This is a genomic window from Pseudomonas sp. ANT_H4 (genome assembly GCF_008369295.1).
GTDB lineage: Bacteria > Pseudomonadota > Gammaproteobacteria > Pseudomonadales > Pseudomonadaceae > Aquipseudomonas.
This window is the reverse complement of the sequence record NZ_VOBG01000001.1, coordinates 466407-487115: the sequence shown is the minus strand read 5'-3', so window position 1 is coordinate 487115 and position 20709 is coordinate 466407. Positions and strand designations below refer to the sequence as shown.

At 59.9% G+C, this 20709-nt stretch carries 19 protein-coding genes and 1 pseudogene; 10 read left to right on the top strand and 10 right to left on the bottom strand.

The window, feature by feature from the left end:
- Position 1: 1 nt before the first annotated feature.
- From FQ182_RS02335 to folE2, 3 genes are read right to left on the bottom strand one after another with little or no spacing between them, the layout of a single operon-like run.
- The gene (locus tag FQ182_RS02335) at positions 2–868 is read right to left on the bottom strand and encodes a metal ABC transporter permease (protein WP_149412511.1); all 867 of its coding nucleotides are present in this window, start codon (positions 866–868) and stop codon (positions 2–4) included.
- Positions 868–1536 (bottom strand): metal ABC transporter ATP-binding protein, encoded by a 669-nt coding sequence (locus FQ182_RS02330; protein ID WP_149412512.1) that lies wholly within the window; start codon positions 1534–1536, stop codon positions 868–870. The genes FQ182_RS02335 and FQ182_RS02330 overlap by 1 nt, the downstream gene beginning before the upstream one ends.
- The gene (gene folE2, locus FQ182_RS02325; protein ID WP_149412513.1) at positions 1533–2429 is read right to left on the bottom strand and encodes a GTP cyclohydrolase FolE2; all 897 of its coding nucleotides are present in this window, start codon (positions 2427–2429) and stop codon (positions 1533–1535) included. Before folE2 ends, FQ182_RS02330 begins: the two co-directional genes overlap by 4 nt.
- Before the next feature lie 129 nt (positions 2430–2558).
- Here folE2 and FQ182_RS02320 point away from each other — a divergent pair, with 129 nt between their 5' ends.
- Positions 2559–3770 carry an N-acetylmuramoyl-L-alanine amidase gene (locus tag FQ182_RS02320; RefSeq protein ID WP_149412514.1) on the top strand — a complete coding sequence of 404 codons (1212 nt, stop codon included), beginning with the start codon at positions 2559–2561 and terminating at the stop codon, positions 3768–3770.
- Here the strand turns inward: FQ182_RS02320 and FQ182_RS02315 are convergent.
- Positions 3767–3850: pseudogene (locus tag FQ182_RS02315) on the bottom strand (glutamine synthetase); the annotation flags it as partial. The gene FQ182_RS02320 and the pseudogene FQ182_RS02315 overlap by 4 nt on opposite strands.
- Positions 3851–4002: 152 nt before the next feature.
- Between FQ182_RS02315 and dksA the strand changes: the two are divergent.
- Genes dksA through FQ182_RS02295 form a run of 4 tightly spaced genes read left to right on the top strand, consistent with a single transcriptional unit; the run spans position 4003 to position 7294 of the window.
- Positions 4003–4407, top strand: a complete 405-nt coding sequence (gene dksA, locus FQ182_RS02310) for an RNA polymerase-binding protein DksA (protein ID WP_149412515.1) — start codon at positions 4003–4005, stop codon at positions 4405–4407.
- A 26-nt stretch (positions 4408–4433) separates the two neighbouring features.
- Positions 4434–5642 carry a zinc metallochaperone GTPase ZigA gene (zigA, locus tag FQ182_RS02305; RefSeq protein WP_149412516.1) on the top strand — a complete coding sequence of 403 codons (1209 nt, stop codon included), beginning with the start codon at positions 4434–4436 and terminating at the stop codon, positions 5640–5642.
- Positions 5642–6286 (top strand): DUF1826 domain-containing protein, encoded by a 645-nt coding sequence (locus tag FQ182_RS02300; RefSeq protein WP_149412517.1) that lies wholly within the window; start codon positions 5642–5644, stop codon positions 6284–6286. Before zigA ends, FQ182_RS02300 begins: the two co-directional genes overlap by 1 nt.
- Before the next feature lie 45 nt (positions 6287–6331).
- The gene (locus FQ182_RS02295; RefSeq protein ID WP_149412518.1) at positions 6332–7294 is read left to right on the top strand and encodes a GTP-binding protein; all 963 of its coding nucleotides are present in this window, start codon (positions 6332–6334) and stop codon (positions 7292–7294) included.
- Here FQ182_RS02295 and FQ182_RS02290 read toward each other — a convergent pair.
- Entirely contained in the window at positions 7288–7680 is a 393-nt protein-coding gene (locus FQ182_RS02290; RefSeq protein ID WP_133100682.1) for a DUF3301 domain-containing protein, read from the bottom strand. The two genes, FQ182_RS02295 and FQ182_RS02290, sit on opposite strands and share 7 nt — an antisense overlap.
- Before the next feature lie 117 nt (positions 7681–7797).
- Between FQ182_RS02290 and pdxY the strand changes: the two genes are divergently transcribed.
- A complete protein-coding gene (gene pdxY / locus FQ182_RS02285) occupies positions 7798–8670 on the top strand; it encodes a pyridoxal kinase PdxY (RefSeq protein WP_149412519.1) in 873 nt (290 codons plus the stop codon).
- Between the two features lie 62 nt (positions 8671–8732).
- On the opposite strand, the gene FQ182_RS02280 is transcribed toward pdxY, so the two are convergent.
- On the bottom strand, positions 8733–9218 hold the full coding sequence (locus FQ182_RS02280) for an acyl-CoA thioesterase (protein ID WP_149412520.1): 486 nt from the start codon (positions 9216–9218) through the stop codon (positions 8733–8735).
- 293 nt (positions 9219–9511) lie between these two features.
- Here FQ182_RS02280 and FQ182_RS02275 point away from each other — a divergent pair, with 293 nt between their 5' ends.
- Positions 9512–11269: a cation:proton antiporter gene (locus FQ182_RS02275; RefSeq protein WP_149412521.1), complete on the top strand. Its 1758-nt coding sequence runs from the start codon at positions 9512–9514 to the stop codon at positions 11267–11269.
- Positions 11270–11278: 9 nt separating this feature from the next.
- Here the strand turns inward: FQ182_RS02275 and FQ182_RS02270 are convergent, their stop codons facing one another.
- The 3 genes from FQ182_RS02270 to uvrD all read right to left on the bottom strand — a co-directional run bounded on the left by FQ182_RS02270 (position 11279) and on the right by uvrD (position 15092).
- The gene (locus tag FQ182_RS02270) at positions 11279–11686 is read right to left on the bottom strand and encodes an SMI1/KNR4 family protein (RefSeq protein ID WP_133100686.1); all 408 of its coding nucleotides are present in this window, start codon (positions 11684–11686) and stop codon (positions 11279–11281) included.
- A gap of 136 nt (positions 11687–11822) precedes the next feature.
- Positions 11823–12698: a Tim44 domain-containing protein gene (locus FQ182_RS02265; RefSeq protein ID WP_149412522.1), complete on the bottom strand. Its 876-nt coding sequence runs from the start codon at positions 12696–12698 to the stop codon at positions 11823–11825.
- Between the two features lie 210 nt (positions 12699–12908).
- Positions 12909–15092 carry a DNA helicase II gene (gene uvrD / locus FQ182_RS02260; RefSeq protein WP_149412523.1) on the bottom strand — a complete coding sequence of 728 codons (2184 nt, stop codon included), beginning with the start codon at positions 15090–15092 and terminating at the stop codon, positions 12909–12911.
- A 278-nt stretch (positions 15093–15370) separates the two neighbouring features.
- Here uvrD and FQ182_RS02255 point away from each other — a divergent pair, with 278 nt between their 5' ends.
- From FQ182_RS02255 to FQ182_RS02245, 3 genes are all read left to right on the top strand, one after another.
- The gene (locus FQ182_RS02255; protein WP_149412524.1) at positions 15371–18244 is read left to right on the top strand and encodes an EAL domain-containing protein; all 2874 of its coding nucleotides are present in this window, start codon (positions 15371–15373) and stop codon (positions 18242–18244) included.
- Positions 18245–18406: 162 nt separating this feature from the next.
- Positions 18407–19273 (top strand): transcriptional regulator HexR, encoded by an 867-nt coding sequence (gene hexR / locus FQ182_RS02250; protein ID WP_133100690.1) that lies wholly within the window; start codon positions 18407–18409, stop codon positions 19271–19273.
- 177 nt (positions 19274–19450) lie between these two features.
- Entirely contained in the window at positions 19451–19645 is a 195-nt protein-coding gene (locus FQ182_RS02245; protein ID WP_149412525.1) for a PA3496 family putative envelope integrity protein, read from the top strand.
- On the opposite strand, the gene FQ182_RS02240 is transcribed toward FQ182_RS02245, so the two are convergent.
- A complete protein-coding gene (locus tag FQ182_RS02240) occupies positions 19575–20534 on the bottom strand; it encodes a LysR family transcriptional regulator (protein ID WP_178114376.1) in 960 nt (319 codons plus the stop codon). The two genes, FQ182_RS02245 and FQ182_RS02240, sit on opposite strands and share 71 nt — an antisense overlap.
- Positions 20535–20709: the final 175 nt, after the last annotated feature.

Here is a 20709-nt window from a genome sequence, read left to right as displayed (position 1 = left end):
CTCATTGGGATGTAAGCAAAGGCGGGCGGCGCAGCAAGCCGTGCACCGGACCGAAGACCACGGACAGCAAGTACAAACCGCCAGCCACCAGCACAATCGCCGGGCCGCTGGGCAGCGAGTAGTAGAACGACAGCAACAAGCCAAGCCACACCGACAGGCATCCCAGCACCGCCGATACCACGATCAACACCGGCAGGCGCCGGCTCCAGAAGCGTGAAGCCGCTGCTGGCAACATCATCAAACCGACCACCATCAAGGCGCCGATGGCCTGGAAGCCGATCACCAGGTTCAGCACCACCAGGGTCAGGAACACGCCGTGGGCCAACGGTCCGAGGCGGCTGACTGTTTGCAGGAACAGCGGGTCGAGGGTGTCCAGCAGCAGCGGTTTATAGATCAACGCCATAGCGATCAGGCTGAAGCCGGACACCCAGATCATGCCGGTGAGGGTCGGCCCGTCCACCGCCAGGGCCGAGCCGAACAGCAGGTGCAGCAGGTCCAGGCGCTTGCCGGCCATGCCGAGGATTAGTACGCCGCTGGCCAGGGAAATCGGGTAAATGGCGGCGAGGCTGGCGTCTTCGCGAAGGCCGGTGCGGCGGGTGATCCACGCGGCCAATCCAGCCATGCTCAGGCCAGCACCGAGGCCGCCGATGGTCAGAGCGGGCAGACTCAGGCCGGCGAACCAGAAGCCCAACGCCGCACCGGGGAGGATGCCGTGGGCCACGGCGTCGCCGATCAGACTCATGCGGCGCAGGATCAGGAACACGCCGAGTGGGGCGGTGCTGCAGGCCAGGACCAGGCCACCGAGCAATGCGCGCTGCATAAATACGAAGTCGTTGAACGGCATCCATAGGTGGGCGGCGATGTGCATCAGGCCACCTGCATCTGGGGTTGCTGACGGATCAATTCGTGACTGGGTGCCAGGACGCAACCGCTGTTCTTGATCTGCAATGCCTGGGGGATGTGTTGGCGCACAGCGGCCAGGTCATGACACACCACCAGCAGCGTGCGACCTTCGGCGTGCCAGGCATGGACATGTTTCCACAGCAACGCTTGGCCGTCTTCGTCAAGGGCAGCATGGGGTTCGTCGAGCAACAGCACAGGCGCTTCGGCCAGGCTCATGCGAGCGAGGAGGGCGCGTTGCAGTTCGCCGCCGGACAGGGCCATCAACGGGCGATGCTCCAGGCCGCTGAGGCACCAGTCGTCCAGTACGGCCTGAAGGCGTTGGCTGCGTTGTTGAGGTGTTTGTTTACTGCCCCAGAAGCCGGCGGCCACTAATTCTTGCAGGCTGATCGGAAACTGGCGGTCCAAGTGTTGCTGCTGTGGCAGGAATGACAGACTGCCGCGCCGTGGAGTTTCCAGTACGACTTTTCCGGCCAGAGGTTTCTGCAAGCCGGCGATGACTTTCAGCAGGCTGCTTTTGCCGGAGCCGTTGGCGCCGATCACACCGGTGAGGCTGCCTTTGGCCAGTTCGAAATCCACTGCAGGTGTTAGTGGTTGGCCAGGCGCCCCCCAGCGCAACGCTTTGCAACTGATCATGCGGATGCCCTCGTCCAACGGCTTTCTGCTACAGCGTCGTGAGCGTGCAGGCTTTCTGCGTGGACCACTTTCAAGTGGAAGGCGTGTACCGCGTCTGAACGTTTCAGCGCCATATTCAAGCGGCGGGCTGCGTCCTCACAGAACATCAGGTTCTGGCCGTTGGCCAAGGCGAAGGCTTGTTCGTCGGCCCGCTTCACGGCAGTTTGCACGGCGGTGCCGAGAGCGGCTTCGGCGGCATTAATCAGCTCAATCAGCGGCAGGTTGTGAGTGTTGCTTTGCAACTGGACCTGCAATTGCGCGCTGCTGCGCTGGCTGTGAGGTGTGGCGACGATGCCTTTCGTGCTGCCCAGCCAAGCCAGCACGTCCTCGTGTTGCAAAGGGGTGTTAGCGAAATCATCGACAAATTGCTGCTGAATCAACTGTCTGGCGAGCGCGGCCGAGCAAGGACAGGTTGACGAGTAGGTAACGTCAATTTTTAGTTCCACGTGGAACATCTGCTTTTCAAAACGCGCCTCGATGCTTACCGGATAATTTTTCCAGCCAGCCAAAGGACTGACCAGTGCAGGGCGTTTGAGCAGTAAATTTGTGTGAATACGCAGGTTGGCGTTATGGGACAGACCTTCATGGCTATCGAGGAAGCGCTGCAACACTTGACGCAACAGCGCCGGTGTCAGGCTTTCTTGTTCAAGCATTTCCAGCGCCAGATACAGGCGCGACATATGAATGCCGCGCGCCTCACTGTCGTCGAGGCTCACACCTGCATCGGCCTTGGCATTCAGGCGCTGGCCGTCGATCAGGACAGGAAGGGCAATGCCGCACATGCCCACCCAGTCCAGTGGCAAGGCTTGGCGTGAAGCCTGCGCGGCGATATCCGGCAGAGTCAGCGCATTCATGAGCAGGTCCATCGTTGGGATTAAAAAGACATGTTATATTATAACTATTGTGGCGGCGATGGTTTTTCTGCTCCGGTCTTTTAATCAGTTATGTCGAGCACGGACGCTCCTTTATTTGCGGTGTAAGTCATGCACAGACGTCAACTCCTTAACCTGCTGCTGGCCAGTGCGGCATTCGTTTTGCCCTTCAGGGTTTCTGCCACGCAAATCCGCAATGCCCGGCTCTGGCGCTCGGACGACAAACTGCGGGTGGTGTTCGATCTCAGCGGTCCGGTGCAATACAAGACCTTTTCCCTGACAGCCCCCGAACGGCTGATCATTGACCTTAGCGGCGCTGGCCTGAGCGGAGATTTCAGCCAACTGGCCCTGACCAACAGCGGCATTACCTCGATTCGCTCGGGACATTTCGGCAAGGGCGACACACGGATCGTCCTCGATCTTGCCGCGCCGATGCAGCTCAACAGCTTTCTCTTGGCGCCTCAGGATGGCCAAAGTCATCGCCTGGTGCTGGACTTGACCAATGCCACGAAAGCGCCTTTGCACATAGCTGCTGCCACAGCGCCGCTGATTGCTTCGGTGGGCAAGGCTCACCTGAAGCGCGACATCATCGTGGTGGTCGACCCCGGTCACGGCGGCAAAGATCCCGGCGCCATCGGTTCCAAGGGCGAGCGAGAAAAAGACGTGGTGCTGTCCATCGCCCAGTTGCTGGCCAAACGCTTGAAGCGTGAGAAGGGCTTCGACGTGAAACTGGTGCGCAACGACGACTTCTTCGTGCCACTGCGCAAACGGGTGGAGATCGCCCGCAAGCACAACGCCGACATGTTCATCTCGGTGCACGCCGATGCGGCGCCACGGCTCTCGGCGTCTGGCGCTTCGGTCTATGCATTGTCAGAGGGCGGTGCGACGTCGGCAACGGCGCGCTTCTTGGCTCAACGGGAAAACGGCGTTGATCTGCTGGGTGCCACTAGCCTGCTGAGTCTCAAGGACAAGGACCCGATGTTGGCAGGGGTGATCCTCGACATGTCGATGAACGCCACCATCGCCGCCAGCTTGCAACTGGGCAGCACCGTGTTGTGCAGTCTGGCGGGCATCACAACGTTGCATAAAAAACGTGTTGAACAAGCCGGATTCGCCGTGCTCAAGTCGCCGGACGTGCCGTCGATCCTGGCGGAAACCGGTTTTATTTCCAACCCCCGCGACAGTCAGCGACTGGTCACCCCCCGTCATCAACAGGCGGTGGCGGATGGGTTGTTTGAAGGTCTGCAGCGCTACTTCCAGAAGAACCCGCCAGTGAACAGCTACATGGCCTGGGCCCAGGAGCAGAAAAAAGGCCAGGTTTAACAGCCGGTAATACGGCTGCAGGTGAACTTGGCGCTGGACCCTCCGGAACTGGAGAACCGGTTGAGGCTGGTCCAGCCCACTCACCGGGTATAGAACACGTATTTCATAGAGTTCTCGGGGTACCGATGGTCCCAGCATTGCGCCCTTCGTCGTGGTGGGCAAGGAGGAATTGGCTTATTTGCATCGTTATACTATAACATTAAAAAACAGCCTGACCCGTGAACCTCTCCCAATGACCGAACAAGACCTCCTCGCTCAATCGCCCGCTTATTACATGAATGAAGCCCAGCAAGGTTTTTTCCGCGAGCTGTTGCTGGCGCAGCGTAATGAGCTGCAAGCGCGCATCGATGCCGAGTTTATGGTGCTGCGCGAGCAAGAACCCAACAGCGACCCAGCAGATGCCGGCAGCGCCGAAGAACAGCGCCAATGGCAACTGCGCCTGCTGGAGCGGGAAAAAAAGCTGTTGGACAAGATCGACGAAGCCCTGGAACACCTTGCCCGCGGTGAATACGGCTGGTGTCGCGAAACGGGTGAGCCGATCGGCCTCAAGCGCCTGTTACTGCGCCCCACGGCCACCCTGTGTATCGAAGCCAAAGAACGTGAAGAGCTGCGCGAACGCCATCAACGGGCGATTTGACCGGCCAACCTGATGAGGAATACCTGATGCCCAACCGTCTCCCCGTTACTGTGCTCTCCGGCTTTCTCGGCGCCGGTAAAAGCACGCTGCTCAACTATGTCTTGCGTAACCGCGAAAACCTGCGGGTGGCGGTGATCGTCAACGACATGAGTGAAATCAACATTGATGGCGGCGAGGTCCAGCGCGACGTCATCCTCAATCGCGCCGAAGAAAAACTGGTAGAGATGAGCAACGGCTGCATCTGTTGCACCTTGCGTGAAGACTTGCTCATTGAAGTCGGAAAACTCGCGAAGGAAGGTCGTTTCGATTACTTGCTGATCGAATCCACCGGCATTTCCGAACCGCTGCCGGTAGCCGAAACCTTTACCTTCCGTGACGAAGACGGCCAGAGCCTGGCGGACATCGCACGCCTTGACACGATGGTCACGGTCGTCGACGGCATGAACTTCCTGCTCGACTACCAGGCTGCTGAAAGCCTGGCGTCCCGGGGTGAAACCCTCGGTGAAGAGGACGAGCGCTCCATCACTGACCTGCTGATCGAACAGATCGAATTTGCCGACGTCATCCTGATCAGCAAGATTGATCTGATCAGCAGCAGCGAGCGCCAGGAATTGATGGCGATCCTGGCGTGCCTCAATTCCCAGGCGCACATCATCCCGATGGTCATGGGCGAAGTGCCGCTAGCGGAGATTCTCAATACCCGCCGGTTCGACTTTGAACGCGCGGCCCAGGCGCCAGGCTGGTTGCAGGAGCTGCGCGGCGAACATGTACCTGAAACCGAGGAATACGGTATCGCGTCCACTGCTTATCGAGCCCGTCGCCCGTTCCATCCCCAACGCTTTTTCGACTTTATCGACCGCCCGTGGGTTAACGGCAAATTGCTGCGCTCCAAGGGTTTTTTCTGGTTGGCCAGCAAGCACCAGGACGCGGGAAGCTGGTCCCAGGCCGGAGGCTTGATGCGCCATGGTTTTGCCGGACGCTGGTGGCGCTTTGTGCCGAAGAGCGAGTGGCCACAGGACGAAGAAAATGTCGCGGCAATCATGGGTAACTGGCAACTGAGCACCGGAGACTGCCGTCAGGAACTGGTGTTTATCGGGCAGAACATCGACTTTGCGAGGATGACTACTGAACTGGACGCTTGCCTGCTGACCGATGAAGAAATGGTCCTGGGCGTCGAAGGCTGGCGCTTGCTGGCTGATCCCTTTGGCCCTTGGTATGAGGAGGCTGCCGCCTGATGCTTGCACCGATAATGAAATTGCGCCCGGTGATCCGCCAGAGCCTGGGGAAACCCCCGGCCGTGCTGACCGACATCCTGGAAGACGGCGTGAACCTGGCGCTGTGGCAGCGTCAGTTGCCGCTGCATATCGCCGAGTTCGGCACCTTACTGCTATCGCGAAATGAGCCGTTGGCCGAATCGTTGGTCGTTGAACTGGCCAGCGAAGATGATGAGCCAAACTTGCGCAGTTTTGCGTCGAATTTCAGCGATATTGAAGGCTATGAAGGGTTTATCGCCGATGTGTCGTGGCTGATCAGCGGCTTTGCCTGTTTGCTCGGTGCCAAGCGCATTGGTGTGCGGTTAAGGCTGTTGGACAAAGCCATGTGCCCGCGTTTTCACGTCGATCATGTGCCGGTGCGGCTGATCACCACTTACGCGGGGATTGGCAGTCAATGGTTGCGGGAAGGGGTCATGGAGCGGCGGCACCTGAGTCAGGCAGACGCAGAACCCGAGCACAACATCGAGCAAGTCCATTGCGGGGAAGTGGCCTTGCTCAAAGGCGAAAAGTGGCACGGCAATGAAGGATTCGGCCTGATCCATCGCTCGCCGCAGCTGACGGGTGATCAACGACGGCTGATTCTGACGCTGGATTGGTTGGCGTAACCGGGTAGGATCAAACCTCTCTACACGGTCAGAATGATGTCCAACATGCTGCAGAACATCCCTACCCACGTGATTGCCGGCCCTTTGGGCGCCGGCAAGACCAGCCTGATCAAACACCTGCTCAGCCAACGCCCGGCCAACGAGCGCTGGGCGGTGTTGATCAATGAGTTTGGGCAGATCGGCCTGGACGCGGCACTGCTGACCCGCGATGACGACGGTATTGCCTTGGGCGAAGTGGCGGGCGGTTGCCTGTGTTGCGTCAATGGTGTGCCGTTTCAGGTAGGACTGGGCCGTTTGTTGCGTAAGGCAAAGCCGGATCGGTTGTTCATCGAACCGTCTGGGCTGGGTCATCCGGCGCAACTGCTCAAGCAACTACGCGAAGCGCCATGGCAGGACGTGCTGGCGGTCCAACCCTGTGTGCTGGTGCTGGACGCCCAGGCCCTGGCAGCGGGAAAACCGCTGCCGACCGCACAACGCGAGGCCCTGGCCAGCGCCGGTTTGCTGGTGTTGAACAAGGATGAGGGACTGAGCGCCACGCAGCGCGCGATGATTGAAAGTCAGTTACCCGCCTGTCCCGTTTACTGGACGCGCCAGGCGCACCTGCCTTTGGCGCAACTTCCGGGTCTTTCAGCACAGGCCGGCGCCGTTGTGGATAACTTCGAGGTGCCCAAGGGAGTGGCGCAGATGTCGGCGATCTGGAGCGATCCGGCCTTGCCGATCTGCCTGAGTCAGGCCCAGGAAGGTGGCTGGAGCATTGGCTGGCGCTGGCATCCGAGCCAGCAATTGGACCCGCAGCGTGTGCGGCAATGGCTGGAAGCACTGGACTGGCGGCGGGCCAAGCTGGTTATCCACAGTCCTGATGGTTGGGTTTCAGCCAACGCTGTGGATAACATCACGATAACCTGGCAGCCCAGTGAGTGGCGTCGGGATTCGCGGGTTGAGCTGATTTTCAGCGAGGCGCAGGACGTCGTCAGCTTGCAGCGCGGATTGGCCGATTGCCGTTACTGACGGCCCTTGCCGTGCTCCTGGCGCCACTGGCTCATCTCAATCACCTCGGCGCTGGGCAGTGGCGTCTTGATCTCGAAGGGGTAGGGCGCCAGTTCAATCTGCGCACTGTGGGCGCCGAACTGGGTGATGGTCCCAGGGTGTCGCGCCTCACCGGTCACGGTGAACTCAAAGTTGTAGACCCGCGCTAACCGTCGACGACCGTTGGCATCTTTCACAAAACCGATGCGTTTCAACGCCACGGCGCCATCGAGCAGTTCGATATCGAGCTTGGCGCAATGCTGCTTGACCCGTTCCAGCGCCCGCTCGCGTAGGCCGTGGTTGTGCCACACCCAGGCGGCAGCGGTCGCCAGCAGCATCAGCACGAAGATATTTCCCAGGGTCAGCATTCGATGAACTCCAACAAAGTATGACCAGCTTAACTGCGTCTCCGGTCTGTCGTACAGGCTGCGTTTAGTCGCATACTGCGCGGCCTGAATTTCAACGGTTTTATGGAAATCCCCTGCATGAAACGTACGCCTCATCTGCTTGCGATCCAGTCCCATGTGGTCTTTGGCCATGCCGGCAACAGCGCTGCTGTGTTCCCCATGCAGCGGGTCGGGGTGAATGTGTGGCCGCTCAACACGGTGCAATTCTCCAACCACACGCAGTATGGCCAGTGGGCGGGCGAAGTGTTGGCGCCGCAGCAGATTCCTGCATTGGTCGAAGGGATCGCGGCCATTGGCGAACTGGGTAACTGCGATGCGGTGCTCTCGGGTTACCTGGGCAGCGCGGCCCAGGGCCGGGCGATCCTCACCGGCGTGGCACGGATCAAGGCGATCAACCCCAAGGCTTTGTACCTGTGCGACCCGGTGATGGGTCACCCGGAAAAAGGCTGCATCGTGCCGCAGGAAGTCAGCGATTTCCTGCTGGACGAGGCCGCCGCCATGGCTGACTTCCTGTGCCCCAACCAGTTGGAACTGGACAGTTTTGCTGGCCGCAAGCCGCAGTCGCTGTTCGATTGCCTGGGCATGGCGCGGGCGCTGTTGGCTCGTGGGCCGAAAGCGGTGCTGGTCAAGCACCTGGACTACCCCGGCAAACTGCCGGACGGCTTCGAGATGCTGCTGGTGACTGCCGAAGGCAGTTGGCACCTGCGCCGGCCACTGTTGGCGTTTCCTCGGCAACCGGTGGGCGTGGGCGACCTGACGTCAGGCCTGTTCCTGGCGCGGGTGTTATTAGGAGATAGCCTGTTGGCAGCCTTCGAGTTTACCGCTGCTGCGGTGCATGAGGTGCTGTTGGAGACTCAGGCCTGCGCCAGTTACGAGCTGGAACTGGTGCGGGCCCAGGATCGAATTGCACATCCACGAGTGCGCTTTGAGGCTACGCCGATAGGGCTGTAGATACTCTTGGTTAGCGGTCAAGTGGTCGCAAGTGTTTTCGCGAGCAAGCCAGCTCTTACATCCTACGGCCCGTCGGCCTTGACTTCCTGATACCGCTTCTCCAGCTCTTGGCGAATCTGCCGACGCTGCTTGGCCTGCATAAAGCGGCGCTTGTCTTCACTGTTCTGCGGCTGAAACGGCGGTACGGCCGCCGGCTTGTACTGGTCGTCGACCGCGACCATGGTGAAGAAGCAGCTGTTGGTGTGACGCACCGAGCGCTCGCGGATGTTCTCGGTCACCACCTTGATCCCGACTTCCATCGATGTATTGCCGGTGTAGTTGACCGAGGCCAGGAAGGTCACCAACTCGCCGACATGGATCGGCTCGCGAAAAATCACCTGGTCCACCGACAAGGTTACAACGTAGCGTCCGGCGTAACGGCTGGCGCAAGCGTAAGCCACTTCGTCGAGGTACTTGAGCAGGGTGCCGCCGTGGACATTGCCTGAGAAGTTGGCCATGTCAGGGGTCATCAATACCGTCATCGACAGCTGGGCGTTTCCGGGTTCCATAGCACACTCACGGTTGTAGGCATTGGTTGGGGAGGCACCTCTGCGGGTGCTTGAATCTTTGCAGAGCCATCTCTAACGGGACGCCGGGACGCGGCTTGTCGTCACGCCTGGCTCTATCTGTTTCCATATATTGCACCGGCTTTTCGCCGGAAGTCGCGGTGTTACCCTTGAAAAGCCCACTTCACGGGCATTTCTTACGTTCAAGGCCGACTTTTCCTTCCGCTCATTGCGACCCGTTTGAGTAGCAGCGTGGGAGCCGGGAAAGCGCCAGTACCCTCAAGGAGCCCCTCGCCATGCACGCCATCAGCTTTATCCAGGACTTGGCCGTGATCATGCTGGTGGCGGGCGTGGTGACGGTCCTATTTCATCGCCTCAAGCAGCCGGTAGTCCTGGGTTATATCGTTGCCGGTTTTATCATCGGCCCGCACACCCCGCCATTCGGCCTGATCCACGACGAAGACACCATCAAGACCCTGGCCGAGCTGGGGGTGATCTTCCTGATGTTCTGCCTGGGCCTGGAGTTCAGCCTGCGCAAGTTGTTCAAAGTGGGTGCTACGGCGTTTATCGCGGCCTTTCTGGAGATCATCCTGATGATCTGGATCGGCTACGAAATTGGCCGCTGGTTCGATTGGAATACCATGGATTCGCTGTTCCTCGGCGCAATCCTGGCCATTTCCTCGACCACCATCATCGTCAAGGCCCTCAACGACCTGAAGATGAAAAATCAACGGTTTGCCCAGTTGATTTTTGGTGTGCTGATCGTCGAAGACATTCTCGGTATCGGTATCATCGCCTTGCTGTCGAGCATCGCCGTCAGCGGTACGGTCAGCTCCGGCGAAGTGTTTTCTACGGTCGGCAAACTCTCGCTGTTTATGATCGTCGCCTTGGTCATCGGCATTTTGCTGGTGCCACGGTTGTTGGCGTATGTGGCAAAGTTTGAAAGCAACGAGATGCTGCTGATTACCGTACTGGGCCTGTGTTTTGGTTTCTGCCTGTTAGTGGTCAAGCTGGAATACAGCATGGTGCTGGGGGCGTTCCTGATCGGTGCGATCATGGCCGAGTCCCGGCAGTTGGTGAAGATTGAGCGCCTGATCGAGCCGGTTCGCGACATGTTCAGCGCCATCTTCTTTGTCGCCATCGGCTTGATGATCGACCCGCTGATCCTGGTGCAATACGCCTGGCCGATTGCGGTGATTACCGTTGCGGTAGTGCTGGGCAAGATGCTGTCCTGCGGCCTTGGGGCCTTTATCGCCGGTAACGATGGCCGAACGTCGTTGCGTGTGGGGATGGGGCTGTCACAGATTGGCGAATTCTCGTTCATCATCGCCGCCTTGGGGATGACCTTACAGGTCACCAGCGACTTCCTCTATCCGGTGGCGGTCGCCGTTTCGGTGCTCACCACACTGATGACGCCCTACCTGATTCGTGCCGCCGACCCGCTGTCATTGAAGATTGCCGCCGTGATGCCCCTGCGTATGAGCCGAGTGTTCGGCATGTATGGCGAATGGCTACGCAGCATTCAGCCCCAAGGCGAGGGCGCGATGCTGGCGTCGATGATCCGCAAAATCATTCTGCAGGTGGGGGTCAATTTAGCCTTGGTGATCGCGATTTTCTTTGCTGGAAGCTATTTCGCGGTGCGCATTGGCGATCTGTTGCAAGGCTGGATCAGCGATCCAAGCTGGCAAAAAGCGTTGATCTGGGGCGGGGCATTGCTGTTGTCGCTGCCGTTCCTGATTGCGGCATACCGCAAGCTCAAGGCGTTGTCGATGCTGCTGGCGGAGATGAGCGTCAAGCCGGAAATGGCCGGGCGGCACACCCAGCGAGTGCGCCGGGTGATCGCTGAAGTGATCCCGGTACTCTCGCTGCTGGTGATCTTCCTGCTATTGGCAGCCTTGTCGGCCAGTATCTTGCCGACCAACAAGTTGCTGGTGCTGATCGCCGTGGTGACGGCTGCGGTGGCCGCCGTGCTCTGGCGCTGGTTCATCCGCGTGCATACGCGGATGCAGGTTGCCTTGTTGGAAACCCTGGATAACCACAAGGACACGTTGTAGGAGCAGGGCTCAGCTTTCCAGCCAGACGTCCCGCGCCCAGTGCCAGACCGATTCCCAGGTTTCTTCGGTGACGATCTCTTCTTCGCCGGACCACAGTACGACGGTGCCGTCTTCTTCGACGCAGTAATAGTCGTCGCCGTCTTGGCAGATTGGGATCAGTTCGCGAGAAACGCCCATATCCCAAGCGGTCGCACAAACGTCCGGCAGATAGGTGTGGGACTGTGGGTCGGTAACGGTCACAGGCTCCAGGCTGCCATAAACCACGTCGCTGACAGTCAGCAAAAATTCTTTGAAGACAAAGGGGATATTGATGAACAACTGTTCTTCAATCTCCACCAGGTCGTCGTCGTCAGGCAGTTCCAGAGGAACCGGGACAGGTTCGTTAGCTTCACGCAATTGTTCGATGACTTCTTCCACGGCCGGGATCCTCGTGCTAGTTGGCGCGGTTTATAGGGGCGCTTTATACAGTAGCTCGCTATAAGTGCAACCGTGAAATGGAAAACCCCGGACAAGTCCGGGGTTTTTGTTACTGCCTGCTCAACGCGTGTGGGGATCAGCTGTTCTGACGGATACCGGCCACCAGCCAAGGCTGGTTTTCGCCTTGCGGACGTTCCATGTTCCAGCTTTCGCTGAACACTTCGCCCTGGTCGAAACGTGAGGTCTTCGACACACCACTGAATGTCAGGGTGGCGATGGTCTTGTCGGCGCGATCATCTACACCTTCAAGTTGTACGCGCAGGTCGTCGATGTAGGTCGACTGGAAGGCGTCGCCCAGGTCGGCACGTTCGCGCTTGAGGAACTCCAGCAGTTGTGGGGTCACGAACTCAGCGATCTTGTCCATTTCGTTGGCGTCCCAGTGTTGCTGCAGGGACTGGAAGTGGTTGCGGGCCGCCTCAACGAAACGCTCTTCGTTGAACCAGGCTGGCGCATTGATCACCGGACGAGCGGCGGCAGGTGCTGCCGAGCCGCCGAAGATCGAGCCCATGGCTGGTTTCTGCTCGAACGCTTCACGCTGCATTGGCGCGCCGGCTGGAGCCATGTGCTCCTGCTGCTTGCGACGACGAGCGGCGATAAAGCGGAAGATCACAAAGGCGATGATGGCCATGATCAGGATGTCGAAGATCTGCATGCCCTGGAAGCCGCCGCCCATGAACATGGAAGCGAGCAGGCCGCCGGCAGCGATACCGGCCAGAGGGCCCAACCAGCGCGAAGCACCGCCGGCCTTGGCAGCAGCGCCAGCGCCAGCGGCACCGGCCGCGCCTGCGGTTGCAGCGGCACCGCCGGCACCGGCCGATGGCGCCATTTGGCTGGTCTGGTGGCTCGGCGCGGCGCCGGAGCTTTTGCCGCCACCAAAGCGCTTGGCGTTGGCGTCGAGGCTCATCGTCAGGCCGATGCACAATGCCATGGCGATGCTAAGAAAACGTTTCATAAAGGGAGTTCCCATTTGTGGACTGCACGCGCGCCATGTTGCACAGGTGTAATGTCAGTGGCTAGCGGCATAATGTTTCGGGCTTTTGCGTAAGACCGATACAGAATGATCTGTAGGACGTATTACAGATATTGGCCCATCTCCCATAAAAACAAGGGGCGGGCCATACACCTTCATGTTTGGAGCCGTTTGTAGGGGCGAGGGGGATGCCTACACGGCTTCCAGCTTGGCGTAACCCAGCATCAACCATTTACTGCCTTCGGCAAAGTTCACCTGCACCCGAGCCTGGGCCCCGGCGCCTTCGAAGTTGAGGATTACACCTTCGCCGAAGATCGCGTGCTTGACCTGCTGGCCGAGGCTGAATGGTGTCTCCGGGATTTCCGCACCAGCGAACATGCTGCTGGAATTCTGCTGTTGGCCGCCACCGAACGGCCGGCTGACGCTGTTGGACAGCCGCACTTCCTGAATCAGCCCCTTCGGCACTTCGCGTACGAAGCGTGACACTTTGTTGTAGGTCTCGCTGCCGTACAGGCGTCGGGTTTCTGCGTAGGTCATCACCAGGTTCTGCATGGCTCGGGTGATGCCGACGTAAGCCAGGCGGCGCTCCTCTTCCAGGCGTCCCGGTTCCTCCAGGCTCATCTTGTGAGGGAACAGCCCTTCTTCCATGCCCACCAGGAACACGTAGGGAAACTCCAGGCCCTTGGCGCTGTGCAGTGTCATCAGTTGAACACTGTCTTCATGCTCATCGGCCTGGGTATCGCCAGCTTCCAGCGACGCATGCCCGAGGAAGGCCGCCAGCGGCGACAGCTCGGCATCTTCTTCGCTGTTTTCGAAGGCACGGGCGGCACTGACCAGCTCCTCAAGGTTTTCTACCCGAGCCTGGCCTTTCTCGCCTTTTTCCGCTTCGTGGTAGGCGATCAGGCCGGATTGCTCGATCACTGTCTGGGTCATCAGGTGCAGGGGCATTTCCATGCACTTGGCGGCCAGGCTCTCGATCAGCTCGACAAACACGGCCAACGCACCGGCGGCGCGGCCGGTCAGGCCTTTATTGGCGATCAGCAAGCGCATGGCTTCCCACATCGACACATCGCTGTGGCGGGCGTGATCACGAATGGCTTCGATGGTCTTTTCGCCGATGCCCCGGGCTGGGAGATTGATCACCCGCTCCAACGCCGCATCGTTGCCACGGCCTTCCAGCAAGCGCAGGTAGGCCATGGCGTTCTTGATTTCGGCGCGCTCGAAGAAACGCTGCCCGCCATAGATGCGGTACGGGATGCGTTCGCGCAGCAAGGCTTCTTCCAGCACCCGCGATTGGGCGTTGGAGCGATACAGAATGGCGATGTCGCTGCGGGCCAGCCCGGTTTTCAGGGCGCTTTCAATGGTTTCCACCACGTAGCGCGCTTCGTCGTGTTCGTTGAAGGCGGCATACAGGTTGATTGCTTCGCCTTCATCGCCGTCGGTCCACAACTCTTTGCCCAGGCGTCCGGTGTTGTTGGCGATCAAGGCGTTGGCGGCCTTGAGAATCCCAGCAGTGGAGCGATAGTTCTGCTCCAGGCGAATGGTTTCTGCGTCTGGAAAGTCATCGGAGTACTGGTAGATGTTCTCGATCTTCGCGCCGCGCCAGCCGTAGATCGACTGATCATCGTCGCCCACCACCATCAAGCTGTCGCCGCCCTTGGCCAGCAAGCGCAACCAGGCGTACTGCACGGCGTTGGTGTCCTGGAACTCGTCCACCAGCACATGGCGGAAGCGCTTCTGATAGTGCGCCAGCAAACCGGGGTGGTCGCGCCACAGGTCGAGGGCGCGCAGCAGCAGTTCGGAGAAGTCGATGACGCCGGCGCGCTGGCAGGCAACCTCGTAGGCTTCATAGATGCTGCGCATGGTCGCCAGGAACAGATCGCCGCTGGCCTGGATATGTTGCGGGCGCAGGCCTTCGTCTTTCTGGCCGTTGATAAACCACTGGGCCTGACGGACCGGCCAGCGCTGTTCGTCCAGGCCCAGCTCGCGGATTACCCGCTTGACCAGGCGTTGCTGGTCGTCGCTGTCGAGAATCTGGAAGGTCTGGCTCAGGCCGGCTTCCTGCCAGTGGGCCCGCAACAGGCGGTGCGCCAGGCCGTGGAAGGTACCGACCCACATGCCGGCCGGGCTGATGCCCATCAACTGCTCGATGCGATGGCGCATCTCGGCAGCGGCCTTGTTGGTGAAGGTCACCGACAGGATCGAATGAGACGAGGCGTTTTCGACCTGGATCAACCAGGCGATACGGTGCACCAGCACTCGGGTTTTACCGGAGCCAGCACCGGCCAGGACCAACTGACGGCCAACGGGGGCCGCTACAGCCTGGCGTTGGGCATCGTTGAGAGAGTTCAGCAAAAGGGAGAGATCATCGCGCATCGGCGCATTCTAGGGTGCCGGGGGAAGGTGGGCAAATCCCAATGCCCGGTGGTCGAAGGAAAAACCGCCAGCGATGGGCACGGGGCAAACAATCCAGTTGCGGTGATGACCGGTCGGTCAACCTCTGTAGCCCGCACCCCGCCTCACTCAAGCCCTCTGGCCTCAAGGTTTGCGGCCATTTATTACACTGTTTTTATGACGTGGGGCAGTTTGGTCTGCCCGCTTGCTTGTGTATGCTCCGTCGACGTTTCGGGCTCACCATTATAAGAACGCTGCCTATGACCCTCAGCACTAACCCGCCAAGCACCTCCGTGGCGCCTGCGCAGGTTATCCGCAAGCACTACGCCATGGAGATGGCGGTCGAGCGCACGCGCCTGTTGTACCAAGGCTCGCTGCTGCCCACCTTATTGATGTTACTTAACGGTCTGGTCTGCGCCTGGTTGCTCTGGAGCCCGCAGCGCTACGTGTTGGTCAGCATTTGGCTGGTATGGCTGCTGGCGCTGGTAGCCTTGCGGGTGATCCAGGTGGCCGCGTTCGATTGCGCCATGCCCAATCGACAGGCGCAGCCGATCTGGCGCCGCATGTTCATGTTGGGCTCGGCCGTCAGCGGCCTGACTCTGGCCAGCGCCGCCATCACCCTGGTGCCGGTGGACAGCTTTGCGCAACAGGCCTGGGTATTCGGCCTGATCGGCGCGGCAACACTGTCGGCCAGCGTCGCCTATGCGGTGAGCCTGTCGGCATTCCTGTCGTTTGCCTTGCCCTGCCTGGTGCCGGCCATCGTCTATCTGTTCTGGAGCGGCGATCCGCAGCTGCAAGGTTGGGGGTTCCTGGGCCTGATTCTGCTGGCGTCCCTGAGCGTGGTGGCGTGGCAGGTCAACCGTTTGATCCAGCGTGGACTGCGTCGCCGCTTCCAGAATCAGGCGTTGATCGAGCACTTGCAGCAGGCCCAGCAGCGCAGCGAACAGTTGAATCAGGATCTGGTTCGCGAAGTCGAGCAGCGGCGTCAGGTCGAGCAAGAGCTGCGTAAGGCCCAGATCGGTTTGCAGAACCGCGTCGAGCAGCGCAGCCAGGAACTGGACGCCGCCAGTTTGGCCTTGAGCAAAAGCGAGGCGCGCCTAGCGTTGGCGTTGCAGGCCAGCGAGTTGGGCCTGTGGGACTGGAACCTGCAGAGCGACGAAGTCCACCACACCCAGCTCAAGGAGCTGTTCGGCCTGGAGCCGGAATATGTCACGGCGATGCTTAGTCACCTCAAGCCGCGCTTGCACCCAGACGATTTACCGCTGCTCAAGCGCGCCCTGGTTGAGCATTTGAAAGGTCGCAGCGAGGACTATCTGGTGGAGTACCGGGTGCGCCATGGCGACGGCCATTGGGTCTGGATCCAGGACCGCGGCCGCGCCGTGGAGCGCTCGGCCAACGGGCGCGTCACTCGTATGCTCGGCACCCGGCGCGACATCAGTGCTGGCAAGGTTCTGGAAGAACAGCTACGGCTCGCATCGACGGTATTCGAGGCGGCCAGTGAAGGCATTGTGATTCTTGACCCCAATTACGCGTTGATCGCCGTCAACCAGGCGTTCAGCCGCGTGACCGGTTTTGAAATCGACGACATGCTCGGACGCAATGTCGTCGAGTTGCCTAGCAGCCGCGATGCCCGGCGCCACTTTCCGGCGATCCGCCAAGCCTTGCAAAGCCAAGGCACCTGGCAGGGTGAACTGGTAGAGGCACGGAAAAATGGCGAGCTTTACCCGCAGTGGCTACAGCTGAACGTCGTACGCGATGTTCGTGGAAACGTCAGTCATATCGTAGGCTTCTTCGCCGATCTGTCGGCGCGACGCGAATCCGAAGAGCGCATGCGCTACCTCACTCACTATGATGAGCTGACGGGGCTGGCGAATCGTTCGTTGTTTCGCGAGCGGCTACGCGAAGCCCATCAGCGAGTGCGCCAGGGCGGTCGCAGCCTGGCTTTGCTGCACATCAACCTGGATCGGTTCAAGCTCCTCAATGACAGCCTTGGCCACGAAGTCGCCGACCAGCTGTTGCAAAAAATGGCCCGTCGGCTGATCAACGCCTTGCCAGAAGCCGACACTATTGCCAGGCTTTCCGGCGATGAGTTCGCGGTGTTGTTTGACGCCTACGGCAGCTTGTCGAGCCTGGCGCGGGTGGCGACGCGCCTGCTGGCCAAGCTGCGGGTACCGGTGACGGTGGAAGGGCATGAGCTGGTGGTCAGTGCTTCCATGGGCGTCAGCCTGTTGCCGGATAATGCACGGGAGGTTTCCGCGCTGGTCAGCCAGTCGAACATGGCGATGCAACATGCCAAACATCTGGGCGGCAATAATTTCCAGTTCTATACCGACAGCCTGCAAGCCAGCACCCTGGAGCGCTTGCAGTTGGAGAACCAGTTACGCAAGGCCATTGATGAGCGCCAGCTGAAGGTGTTCTACCAGCCCAAACTGTGCCTGGTGACGGGCAAGATGAACGCCGCCGAAGCGCTGGTGCGCTGGGATCATCCGCAGTGGGGCAGCGTGCCGCCCGGCGATTTCATTGGCTTGGCGGAAGAGACCGGATTGATTGTGCCTTTGGGTGAATTCGTCCTGCGCCAGGCCTGCTGGCAGGCGTGCGAGTGGCAGCGCCAGGGGCTGGCGCCGATCCGCGTGTCGGTCAACCTGTCGGTACATCAATTACGCCAGGGCAAGCTGGTCAGCCTGGTGCGCCAGGTGTTGGAAGAAACCGGGCTGGCGCCGCAGTGCCTGGAACTGGAGCTGACCGAAAGCCAGTTGCTCGACAGCGTTGAGCACATCATCTCCACCTTCCAGCAACTGCGCGACCTGGGGGTCAAGCTGGCTATCGACGATTTTGGCACCGGCTACTCGTCCCTCAGTTACCTCAAGCGCATCCCCGTGGACTACGTGAAGATCGACCAGACGTTTATCCGGGGCCTGGGCCAGGGCCGCGAAGACGCGGCGATTACCCGGGCGATCATCGCCATGGCCCATGGCTTGTCCCTCAAGGTGGTGGCCGAGGGCGTGGAAGATCAGCAGCAGCTGGATTTTCTCAGGGCCGAGCATTGCGATGAGGTGCAAGGCTATTTGATCAGCCGGCCGATGGAGGCCGAAGGGTTGGCGGATTTGTTACGGAAAAATGCAGATTTTCGATAGTGGAGTCCAGGCCGCACTGCCGGCTACAAAGAGCCTGCCCGCTAAATCAGGGGGCAGCAGGGCGATTAAGTGATGCATCGAACGGGCAAACCAGCAATTCTTGTAGTATAACTACAAGCTTGCTACATCCCCGGCATCAGCCAATAACAAGAGTCCTTCCCTTTGAACCTGTTGCAACATATCGCCCAGTCGCGCCACCTGTTACGCAAATCGGAACTCAAGGTTGCCGATCATGTGCTGCTTGACCCTGCGGCCGTGATGCACAGTTCCATGGCGGACCTGGCCCACAGCGTCGGAATCAGCGAGCCAACCATCGTGCGCTTCTGTCGCGCCATCGGTTGCTCCGGGTTCCAGGACTTGAAGCTGAAGCTGGCCCAGAGCCTCGCGGCCGGTGCGAGCTTCGGGCAGTTCGCCATTCACGAAGACGACTCGGTCGCCGACTACAGCCTGAAAATCTTCGACACCACCTTGCACACCCTTATGGAAGTGCGGGAAAAGCTCGATCCGGTGGAGTTGCAGAAGGCGGTGACGGCCATGTCCCAGGCCCAGCGCGTTGAGTTTTATGGCTTTGGCGCGTCCGGCGCGGTGGCGGCGGATGCCCAGCACAAATTCTTCCGCTTGTTGCTGACAGCTGCGGCCTACAGCGACCCGCATATGCAGGCGATGTCGGCGGTGACGTTGAAGCCTACTGATGTGGCGATCTGCATTTCCCAGTCCGGGCGCTCCAAGGACCTGCTGATCACTGCCAACCTGGTGCGTGAAAGCGGCGCCTCGCTGATTACCTTGTGCCCGAGCCAGACGCCGTTGGCGGAGTTGTCGACGATCAACCTGGCGATCGACGTGCACGAAGACACCGAAATCTACACCCCGCTGACTTCGCGTATCGCCCACTTGGTGGTGATCGACGTGTTGGCGATGGGCGTGGCCATGGCCCGCGGCCCGAGCCTGGTCAACCACCTCAAGAGCGTCAAGCGCAGCCTGCGCAGCCTTCGCTTGTCGCCCAAGTCGGTCAAAGCCCTCGACGACTGAACGTGGCTCAGGCCGAGATGGGTCGCAGGTTTTAGGGCTACTGCGCAGCCCAACGCGGCGATCCGACAAGCCCGCTCGCCGCAGGGCAACTTTCACATCCCTGTCATCCCCACGCCGCTAAATCGTCATCCGAAGGGCCCACTCTGAACTCCCCGTACTCGCATAGGGAGACTCGAAATGGCCCGGCAATACGAAGAAAGCAGCACCCTCAAGACTCGTCGCCAACAGGAAGACCAGCGCCGCATGGCGTTCCGTCGCGCAATTGAAGACCACTGTGACCAGCGCCAATTGCTTCAGGACATCACCGACTATCCGGAACTGCATTGGCAGGCGCCAGCGGCAGCCCTGCGAAGCGCTCAGCCAGGGCGCTGATCTGCACTCGCTCGCTGCGGATAAAGCCCAGAAACGCATGGGCCACTGGTGACAGGCGCTTGGCTTTGGCCTGCACCAGGCACCAACTGCGGTACAGCGGCAGTTCTTCTACCGGCAGCTCCTTGAGCCCGCCGGTGGCCAGTTCCAGGTTCAGGGCGTGGCGCGTCAGCAGCGCTACGCCCAAACCTGCGACTACGCATTCGCGCTGCGCCTCCGCCGAGGCCACTTCCACCGTCTGGGTGAAGTGCACGCGTTTTTCCTTGAAGTACTCTTCGCAGGCTTTGCGCGTCCCGGAGCCGGGTTCGCGCACTAGCAGCGTGTACGGTTCAAGATCCTGCAAGCGCAGCGTTGCTTGCTGACTCAGCGGGTGATCGGGCAGGGCCACCGCCACAATCGGGTTGTTGAGAAATGGCAGGAATTCCAGGCCCATGTCCTGGGGCACCATGGACATGATGACCAAGTCATCGCGGTTGTCGGAAAGCCTTCGAATCACTTGGGCGCGATTGACCACCGTCAGCTGCAGGTTAACTTCTGGATGTTGGCGCTTGAAGGCGGCGAACAGGTGCGGCACGAAATACTTGGCGCTGGACTCCACCGCCAGCTTTAGTTGGCCTTGCAACGAGCCCTGCATGTCCGAGAGCTGCATGTCGAGGTTTTCCAGGCGCCCGAAAATATCTCGGCTGGCCCGTTGCAGGGCTTCGGCGGCTTCGGTCATGTAGAGCTTTTTGCCGACGTAATCGAACAGCGGCTGACCTACCAGCTCTTCCAGCTGCTTGATTTGCAGGCTGACGGCCGGTTGAGTGAGTGACATTTCCTCGGCTGCACGGCTGTAGGAGCGTAAATCACAGACCTCATTGAAAATCTGTAACTGACGCAATGTCATGCGCATCAATGACTTACGCATTAATACAACGCTCCAGTAGGCTTCTATTGCGCTGACTATAAGTCTTTACTTATACACAACCCAATTATTATTGATTTTTGTTAATCCCTACATGCGCATAGTGTGTGTCACGCGACTGGCTTGAAACATCTGGTCACGCGCCGACCTGGTCTAGCAGGTC

Coding starts and splice junctions, on each gene's coding strand:
- FQ182_RS02335 (WP_149412511.1), bottom strand. CDS start 868: ATGCACATCGCCGCCCACCTATGGATGCCGTTCAACGACTTCGTATTT.
- FQ182_RS02330 (WP_149412512.1), bottom strand. CDS start 1,536: ATGATCAGTTGCAAAGCGTTGCGCTGGGGGGCGCCTGGCCAACCACTA.
- folE2 (WP_149412513.1), bottom strand. CDS start 2,429: ATGAATGCGCTGACTCTGCCGGATATCGCCGCGCAGGCTTCACGCCAA.
- FQ182_RS02320 (WP_149412514.1), top strand. CDS start 2,559: ATGCACAGACGTCAACTCCTTAACCTGCTGCTGGCCAGTGCGGCATTC.
- dksA (WP_149412515.1), top strand. CDS start 4,003: ATGACCGAACAAGACCTCCTCGCTCAATCGCCCGCTTATTACATGAAT.
- zigA (WP_149412516.1), top strand. CDS start 4,434: ATGCCCAACCGTCTCCCCGTTACTGTGCTCTCCGGCTTTCTCGGCGCC.
- FQ182_RS02300 (WP_149412517.1), top strand. CDS start 5,642: ATGCTTGCACCGATAATGAAATTGCGCCCGGTGATCCGCCAGAGCCTG.
- FQ182_RS02295 (WP_149412518.1), top strand. CDS start 6,332: ATGCTGCAGAACATCCCTACCCACGTGATTGCCGGCCCTTTGGGCGCC.
- FQ182_RS02290 (WP_133100682.1), bottom strand. CDS start 7,680: ATGCTGACCCTGGGAAATATCTTCGTGCTGATGCTGCTGGCGACCGCT.
- pdxY (WP_149412519.1), top strand. CDS start 7,798: ATGAAACGTACGCCTCATCTGCTTGCGATCCAGTCCCATGTGGTCTTT.
- FQ182_RS02280 (WP_149412520.1), bottom strand. CDS start 9,218: ATGGAACCCGGAAACGCCCAGCTGTCGATGACGGTATTGATGACCCCT.
- FQ182_RS02275 (WP_149412521.1), top strand. CDS start 9,512: ATGCACGCCATCAGCTTTATCCAGGACTTGGCCGTGATCATGCTGGTG.
- FQ182_RS02265 (WP_149412522.1), bottom strand. CDS start 12,698: ATGAAACGTTTTCTTAGCATCGCCATGGCATTGTGCATCGGCCTGACG.
- uvrD (WP_149412523.1), bottom strand. CDS start 15,092: ATGCGCGATGATCTCTCCCTTTTGCTGAACTCTCTCAACGATGCCCAA.
- FQ182_RS02255 (WP_149412524.1), top strand. CDS start 15,371: ATGACCCTCAGCACTAACCCGCCAAGCACCTCCGTGGCGCCTGCGCAG.
- FQ182_RS02245 (WP_149412525.1), top strand. CDS start 19,451: ATGGCCCGGCAATACGAAGAAAGCAGCACCCTCAAGACTCGTCGCCAA.
- FQ182_RS02240 (WP_178114376.1), bottom strand. CDS start 20,534: ATGCGCATGACATTGCGTCAGTTACAGATTTTCAATGAGGTCTGTGAT.